This is a genomic window from Parapedobacter soli (assembly GCF_025460835.1).
Taxonomy (GTDB): domain Bacteria; phylum Bacteroidota; class Bacteroidia; order Sphingobacteriales; family Sphingobacteriaceae; genus Parapedobacter; species Parapedobacter soli.
On record NZ_JAMXAY010000094.1, the window covers coordinates 1 to 7398 of the forward strand.

At 52.1% G+C, this 7398-nt stretch carries 8 protein-coding genes; 4 read left to right on the plus strand and 4 right to left on the minus strand.

Annotated elements, in window-relative coordinates:
- Positions 1–7 precede the first annotated feature (7 nt).
- Genes NGM62_RS21145 through NGM62_RS21155 form a run of 3 tightly spaced genes read left to right on the plus strand, consistent with a single transcriptional unit; the run spans position 8 to position 5102 of the window.
- The gene (locus NGM62_RS21145) at positions 8–1531 is read left to right on the plus strand and encodes a TonB-dependent receptor (protein WP_262250308.1); all 1524 of its coding nucleotides are present in this window, start codon (positions 8–10) and stop codon (positions 1529–1531) included.
- Between the two features lie 10 nt (positions 1532–1541).
- Positions 1542–2987 carry a SusD/RagB family nutrient-binding outer membrane lipoprotein gene (locus NGM62_RS21150; protein WP_262250309.1) on the plus strand — a complete coding sequence of 482 codons (1446 nt, stop codon included), beginning with the start codon at positions 1542–1544 and terminating at the stop codon, positions 2985–2987.
- 21 nt (positions 2988–3008) lie between these two features.
- Positions 3009–5102 (plus strand): VPS10 domain-containing protein, encoded by a 2094-nt coding sequence (locus NGM62_RS21155; RefSeq protein WP_262250310.1) that lies wholly within the window; start codon positions 3009–3011, stop codon positions 5100–5102.
- 613 nt (positions 5103–5715) lie between these two features.
- On the opposite strand, the gene NGM62_RS21160 is transcribed toward NGM62_RS21155, so the two are convergent.
- From NGM62_RS21160 to NGM62_RS21170, 3 genes are all read right to left on the minus strand, one after another.
- Positions 5716–6213, minus strand: coding sequence for a DUF6169 family protein (locus NGM62_RS21160; protein ID WP_262250311.1), 498 nt, complete (start codon positions 6211–6213; stop codon positions 5716–5718).
- Entirely contained in the window at positions 6197–6346 is a 150-nt protein-coding gene (locus NGM62_RS21165) for a hypothetical protein (RefSeq protein ID WP_262250312.1), read from the minus strand. Before NGM62_RS21165 ends, NGM62_RS21160 begins: the two co-directional genes overlap by 17 nt.
- Before the next feature lie 73 nt (positions 6347–6419).
- A complete protein-coding gene (locus NGM62_RS21170; protein ID WP_262250313.1) occupies positions 6420–6548 on the minus strand; it encodes a hypothetical protein in 129 nt (42 codons plus the stop codon).
- Positions 6549–6815: 267 nt separating this feature from the next.
- Between NGM62_RS21170 and NGM62_RS21175 the strand changes: the two genes are divergently transcribed.
- Entirely contained in the window at positions 6816–7124 is a 309-nt protein-coding gene (locus NGM62_RS21175) for a type II toxin-antitoxin system RelE/ParE family toxin (protein WP_262250314.1), read from the plus strand.
- On the opposite strand, the gene NGM62_RS21180 is transcribed toward NGM62_RS21175, so the two are convergent.
- Positions 7111–7284, minus strand: a complete 174-nt coding sequence (locus NGM62_RS21180) for a hypothetical protein (protein ID WP_262250315.1) — start codon at positions 7282–7284, stop codon at positions 7111–7113. The two genes, NGM62_RS21175 and NGM62_RS21180, sit on opposite strands and share 14 nt — an antisense overlap.
- Positions 7285–7398: the final 114 nt, after the last annotated feature.

Here is a 7398-nt window from a genome sequence, read left to right on the forward strand (position 1 = left end):
TTTTTAAATGGAAAATGGCTGGCTGACTTTTTCAGCAGGCCCTACGTACCAGGGCAAGGAAACCGGAAATTTCCAATGGGCGGCAAACGTGGGCGGCAACAACCTCCAAATCAACACGGCCCAGAATACGGTAACGGCCAATGGCCTCACTATCCCCGGGGTGTATAACCTGGGCAACGCCAGCAGCCGGCCCGCCGTAAGCGAGGCCAATACGGTAAAGACCGTAAACAGCTTATATGCCTTTGCCGACTTCGACTATAAAAATCAGGTATTTGTGCAGGTCACCGGTCGCAACGACTGGTCAAGCACCCTGCCCACGGGCAACAACTCCTATTTCTACCCCTCTATCTCCGCGAGTGCCATCCTTTCGGATTTGCTAGGCATCGGGTCTTCGTGGGTGAACTTCTGGAAGCTACGGAGTTCATTCGCCCAAGTGGGCAACGATACCGACCCCTACCAAACCGCGGCCTACTACGAATACAGCACCCTGCCCGGGGCGGTGGGCTTACCGGCTACGATGCCCAACGTCAACCTGAAGCCCGAAATCACCTCTTCATTCGAAGTGGGCACCGAATTCCGGCTATTGGCCAACCGGCTGCATGTCGATTTCACCTGGTACACGTCACAAAGTAAGAACCAGATTTTGCGCAGCCCTTTGTCGGTCAGCACGGGCTACACGGATAAAATCATGAACGCCGGCAAAATAAAGAACCGGGGCTGGGAAGCATTGGTCACCGTAACGCCGATCAAAAGCCAGCTGACCTGGGACATTACCCTCACCGCCGCGGCCAACCGGAGCGAGGTGGTTGAACTCGCCGACGGGGTGGATAGCTACGTGATGGCCTCGGGCCAGGGGGCCACCGTGGAAGCCCGCGTAGGTGGCCGGATGGGCGACATCTACGGCATCGGCCTCCAGCGGAACGAAGCCGGCCAAGTTGTCTACCGGGGCGGCGTACCGGTATTCACCAGCAATACAATGAAAATCGGCAACTACAACCCCGACCTGATTGCCGGCATAAAAAACACCCTCAACTATAAGACGTGGTCGCTGGGCCTGCTGTTCGACGGCCGGCTGGGCGGCACCATCTATTCGTTCACCCACGTAACGGGCACCGAAGCGGGTAGCTTATCGAATACGCTGCCCGGCCGTGAAGAGGGCATCATCGGCGATGGGGTGGTGCTGAACGACGATGGCAGCTACTCTCCCAATACCGAACGGGTATCGGCCTATGCGTACTACCGCGGCTACTACCGCCGGCCGAACGTAGAGTCCAATTCGTTTGATGCCTCGTTCGTCAAACTGCGGGAACTGACCCTCGGCTACCGGCTGCCCGGCGCGCTGACACAGAAAACACCGTTCAAATCCATACAATTGAACCTCGTGGGCCGCAACCTGCTGCTCTTTGCAAAAGCGCCGCATATTGATCCGGAGACCTCGTTCGTGTCTGGCGGTACCATTGTGCCCGGTATCGAAAACGCACAAATCCCCTCCACGCGTAGCTTCGGATTCGACATCAAATTCACCCTTTAAACAAATTGCCATGAATATTAGAATAGCCGTTATATGCGTAACCCTCCTCCTCGCGATGGGAGGTTGCCAGAAAACAGACAATATCAATCCCAACGTACCGGCAACGGTCAATCCGGGCGTCGTATTGCCGCAGATACTCTACAACGTTTCGAATACCCTAACGCTTAGCGCCTTCGAAATCAACAATGAATTGATGCAGTACACCTGCATGAACAATACGTTTACGGAAGTGCAGCGTTTTAAACTGCAGCCCTCCAATTCCAACCAGCTGTGGAATTTATACAACCGGCTACGCGACCTCAGCGACATTAACCGGATGGTCGAAAACGGCATTGGACACCCGAACTACCGGGCCGTGTCAGGCATCCTCCGGGTCTTCATCCTCTCGGTGATCACCGATGCCTTTGGCGACGTGCCCTACACCGAGGCGGGAGCAGCGAGCGCGGGCAGCATCTTCACCCCCAAATACGACGCCCAGGAAACGATTTATGCGGGTCTCATTACAGAATTGCAGCAATATACGCAGGACATTGACGTAAACGGCACGCTGGATTTCGGGGGCGACCTGGTGTACCAGGGAAATATGCTCCGATGGAAAAAATTCGGCAACAGCCTCCTCCTCCGGCTGCTCATGCGCACCTCGGAACAGCAACCGCAACAGGCCGCCACGCTGATTGGGCAGCTGCTGGCCGACCCGGCGCAGTACCCCGTGATGGAAAGCAATGCCGACAATTTCATTTACCGCTACCAAGGCAGCTTCCCCGATGTATTCCCGCTCGCTCCGAGCTACGTGCGCGATTTTGATTTCAAGTACAAATCGGTCAGCGCATTCGTGGTCGATTCGTTGACCAAGTTCGGCGACGCGCGGCTACACCAGTTTGCCCGTCCAACCAACGCCTCGGCCGGCAGCGACAACCCCGTGTATGTCGGTTTGCCCAATGCCCTGCCCGTAACCGAATCGGCCAACTACAACGGCGGTTATAATTACCAGTCGTACCTCGGCACACGCTTCCAGTCGGACCGCGAACCCGCTATCTGGATGACCGCCTCGGAGGTGTTTTTCCTGAAAGCCGAGGCTGCCATCCGCAACTTCTACCCGGGTAACGCCCAGCAAGCCTACCACGATGGCATCCAACATTCGTTCGAATACTGGGGGGCGCCGTTTAGCGCGGATTACCTCACCCAAGCCAGTGTGGTGTATGATGGCGGATTGCCAAAGGTGTATCTTCAAAAGTACTTCAGCTTGTTTTTTACAGGTATTGAGGCGTGGAGCGACTACCGGAGAACGGGCTACCCCCGCCTCGTGCCGGGCCCGACCAACGTCAACGATGGCCGGATACCCTCGCGGCTTCCTTACCCGCTATCGGAGCAATCGCTCAACCAAAACAACTACCGCGAGGCTTCGCAACGCATCGGCGGCGACGATATGAACAGCAAAATGTGGTGGCAAAACTAGCAACGAAAAATACAACAGCTGATGAACACGAAAAGAATAACAAGCACGTTAGCCATCTTTTTTTCCCTTGCCCTCACGTACGGGCAGCCCATGGACAGCCTGTCCATCGCCGAGCGCATCGTGCCCCGGTTTACCGACTGGTCGGTGCAGGAGGTGGTGCCAGGTGGACGAATCGACGCCATCCGGCAGCTCGACGAACACACCATTGCCCTGGCCACCCGCGGGGCGCAAAAGGGTAAACTTTACCTCAGTGATGACCAAGGTACGAGTTGGCAGCTAGTGGCCAATCCCACGCCGCATGACATCACCTGCATCGCCGAGACGGGCCGCAAGGACGAGTTCTACCTTCTCACTGGCCATGCCGAAGTATACCGCACCCTCGACGGCGGCCAGTCGTGGAAGCTGCTGAAGCAGCTCACTACCAATAAGAACACCGAAAACTATGCGGCCGCCTACGCCATTATGTATACCACCAACGGCACACTGCTGGTTACGGATACCAATTCCGAAGGTGGCCATATCTATCGGTCTACCGATAAGGGCGACACCTGGACAGACCTTGGCGCCATCTCGAAGAATGCACTCTACCGGCTTGAACGGGTGGGGAACGGCATCATCGTTAACGGATGGGACGGCACGGTATACAAAAGCATCAACGACGGCCTGACCTGGAACCGGATGGACAAGCTGACCGATGCGGCACTGTTCGCCACCGAATACATGGGGATGGCCAATGTGCTCCAGGCCGACCAGGATGGCCGCGTGTACCGCAGTAGCAACCTCGGGTACAAGTGGGAGCAAACCGCCACCTTAGCCGGGGCAGCAGACGATTTCGTCAACATCGGCTATGGCGCGGCTTACTATGGCACGTATACCGGTCCAAAGAACGTGTACCTCACGCTAGACTACGGGCGTAAGTGGTGGAACCTCGGCGCCCTGCCCACGGTAGCCGGCGATTGGCTCGACCACGGCATACGGGTAGAAACGGCCGACTCGGTCATCACCCTGTTTGCCACGAACAAAGGGTTCGTGCTCCGGTCGGCATTTGCCAAAGCGTTTCTGCACCACACCCTGCAACAGGTAAACAACAGCCGGGATACCATCCCCGCCCACCTCAAAATACCCGTGGCGCAAGCCCGGGTAGGCCTGGTGACCAGCGTGAAGGAAATCAACGAGCCCGAAGACATCGTCATCCACCAAAAATTTGCCTACATCCCCTGCCGGGACGGCAACAACGTGGCCATTATCGATTACCGTAATGCAGAAGCCCCGGTATTGGCGCACAGCCTGCGCGACCCGGATATTCTCGACGCGTTCAGCGTGGCCATCAAAGGCCATTACCTCTACGTATTATCGATGACCAACTGCCGGATAAGCGTCTACGATATCGGTGACCCCTACCACCCGAGAAAGGTCGGCGCACTGACCGTGGGCGGAGCGGGGAGCTTCCTGGACCACTACCAATCAGACTATACGCGGCTCCGGAAGCTATGGATTGACGGCGACTACGCGTACGTGACGCACAGTTCGGAAAGCAAGGTCTATATCCTCGACCTCCGTCGACCCGAAAATCCCGCCATCATCAGCTCCTTCCATACCGGCGACGGCGCGTTTGCCGCCATGACCCACGGGGATGTCTTGTATTTGGCCGGTTACGGGCCGGGGTCGTCGCTCATCACAGTCGATATCCGCGATAAGCGCAACCCAATCATTAGCGATCGGACCTATGACCCCATCTTACTGAAAGGTACGTGCGCCCTGGCCATTGCCGGAGACCATCTTTTTGTAGTCGCCTATAATGCGGATACGTTTTGGTCTTTTGACATTTCCGACCCATTGCACCCCAAAGTGCGTTCGCACATCAGCGATAGGCATATGCGTGGACCGGGCCGGATAGCCCGCTGGAAAGACAAGGCCTTGGTGTTGAATTCCATTAATCATTCCGTCGGAATCATCGACCTCTCTTCGCCCGAAGCCCCCCGGGTGGCCAACTATTTCCAAGACCCTTCCCTACGCCGGGTGTATGGCATCGCCGTGGATGGCGACCAGCTTCTCCTGGCGAGCAGGGAGGCCAACAATTTCATGGTCATCGACCTCAACCGTACCGGTATGTAATTGCCGAAAAACGGCTTCTATCTATGCAATGCCCCCAAGAGCGATTGGCCTTTTGGGGGCTTAGTGCTTTCGGGGTTTTACCGGAGACCGGGCCGCGATGAAACGCTGTATGGATTATCGCAACGGGATTTTTTCGCCCTTTGCACCTTCCCTTTCATGAAGACCTCGCCGATAAAAATCACATTTTTCTCTATAAAAAAGTTCTCAATGGCAGAGGATAGACCGATAAATTGCTTTTATTATGCAACGCGATCATTTTGCATATTAAAGCGAATTTATCTAAGCGTGTTAAACGCTGTAACGAAAGGATATGAAAGAAGTCACGCTCAAAATACCGGACAACAAGCTCGCGTTTTTCATGGAATTGACCAAACAATTGGGCTTTGAGGCTTTTGTGGGGATGTAGAAATTACCGACGCACACAAAGAACTGGTTAGAAGTCGTATCCGAAAAGCTAATGAAAACCCGGAGCGCCTATTGGCTTGGGATGAAGTACAGGACGGCTTCTAATTTGACTAATGGCTTTTCGCATATTAATCGATGAAGACGTTCGCACGGATATCCAAGAAAGTATTGATTGGTACAACGAGCAGAAACACCAATCATCTTCACCTCATTTTTCCGCATTCAGTATTGCTTCCAGTTGGCTATATACATCTAATATCGAATGGATTGAAGGATGATCTTTATGGTAAAGAAGCGAAGTGTACAAAGTATAAGAATGGCCTTCGATGATATAGGATACGGGGTTGTCAACCTTTACAATGTACTCGCGGTAATCGCTATTTCTATACCAGCGATGGAATACTTTATATCGGATTGCGGCCCTGTGCTCGCTGTCTGAACACACATAGAGAAGGGCATGTTGTACATTTTCAAAAAAGCGGACGATAATGGCATTTACCGTTTTGGAGACCAGATTGTCTAAAGGTTCCAATGAAGCAGACACTTTTTCAATGACTATTTGATAAGTGTTGTCGAACGTTGTGTCCGCTATCAGCGAGAGCGATTCATCTGCGACAAAAGCCACACGATAAGTGATGTCGTTTTTAGTGATGAAGCTGTAGGTTAAGGTCTCTTCATCAAAAGAATAGTCATAATGGTTTTGCAAACTTGATGCCCTTTTTCGTTAACACATCCAAGCTTGTTTTGCCTTTCAAATAAGAACGCACCATCTCCTTATTCTTTGCAGTTTGATGCAAAGACTTGATAATCGCAGCCTTATCTTTTTGAGCTTTTTCCATAACAGATACAAAGATAGTTATAATCCTATTTATTTTCAAATGACCGGGCTACAAACTATTGACAGCAAGAAACTTAATCATACTTCTTAAAATAACCTCCTTTTTCGTGAAGCTTCCCTTCCCTCACCAATTCCCCCGATACCCGCTCCAACACCTGTCGCGTATCCTCCGGGTTGGCCAGGCTCAATATAATTTTCCCCACTTTGGTGCCTATCACCACAAACCGACATTAGCAGGGAGAGATAAGCATATTTTGGATATTATGTGACATATCGTTATCTTTGTGAGAGGAGGTATATATGCTTACCAAAACAAGATTAATTAATTCACTTGATAAATTGCCTGAGCAATTTTCTATTGATGAACTTGTAGACCATGTTGTATTTATCGAGAAGGTGCAGCGGGGTTTGGATGACGTGGACCAAGGTAAAGTTAACACCAAGCAAGAGGCACGTCATAAGTTAGCCAAATGGCTGAAATAGTTTGGACAGACAATGCTATCGCTGATTTGGACGATATCGGCGAATATATCGCAAAAGAATCTGCCCGTTATGCCGAACTGACCGTATCAAAATTATTTTCAGCACCCGATATATTGGAGGCTTACCCTAGAAGGGGATCTATCGTGCCCCAATTCATGGATGAAAGTATTAGGCAACTTATGGTCGATAACTATCGGATCGTATATCAATTGGCCGCGGGGGATCAGGTGAATATACTAACTTTGCATCACGGTAAACGGTTGATTTCAAACACTAGGCATTTTAAGAAGAAGTAACATAAGAGCTGCCTGTATTTATCAGTTTTTCCTCCCTCACCAATTCCCCCAATACCCGCTCCAACACCTGTCGCATATCCTCCGGATTGGTTAGGCTCAATATAATTTTCCCCACTTTGGTGCCATCGCCCACGTCCCAGTCATCCGGAGGGAGTAACACTCTTCGACGGTCCAGTCGAGGGCTTTGGCGAGGTCACTTCCAAATCTTTGGAACAGCAATCGCTTTGTAAATTAGTCAACCCTTAAAAAGCCCAATATTTCTTTTTTGAAGTCA

Bases quoted from the DNA above. Each gene is read 5' to 3' on its own strand.
- NGM62_RS21155 (WP_262250310.1), top strand. From the start codon at position 3,009: ATGAACACGAAAAGAATAACAAGCACGTTAGCCATCTTTTTTTCCCTT.
- NGM62_RS21175 (WP_262250314.1), top strand. From the start codon at position 6,816: ATGGCTGAAATAGTTTGGACAGACAATGCTATCGCTGATTTGGACGAT.
- NGM62_RS21165 (WP_262250312.1), bottom strand. From the start codon at position 6,346: ATGGAAAAAGCTCAAAAAGATAAGGCTGCGATTATCAAGTCTTTGCAT.
- NGM62_RS21150 (WP_262250309.1), top strand. From the start codon at position 1,542: ATGAATATTAGAATAGCCGTTATATGCGTAACCCTCCTCCTCGCGATG.
- NGM62_RS21145 (WP_262250308.1), top strand. From the start codon at position 8: ATGGAAAATGGCTGGCTGACTTTTTCAGCAGGCCCTACGTACCAGGGC.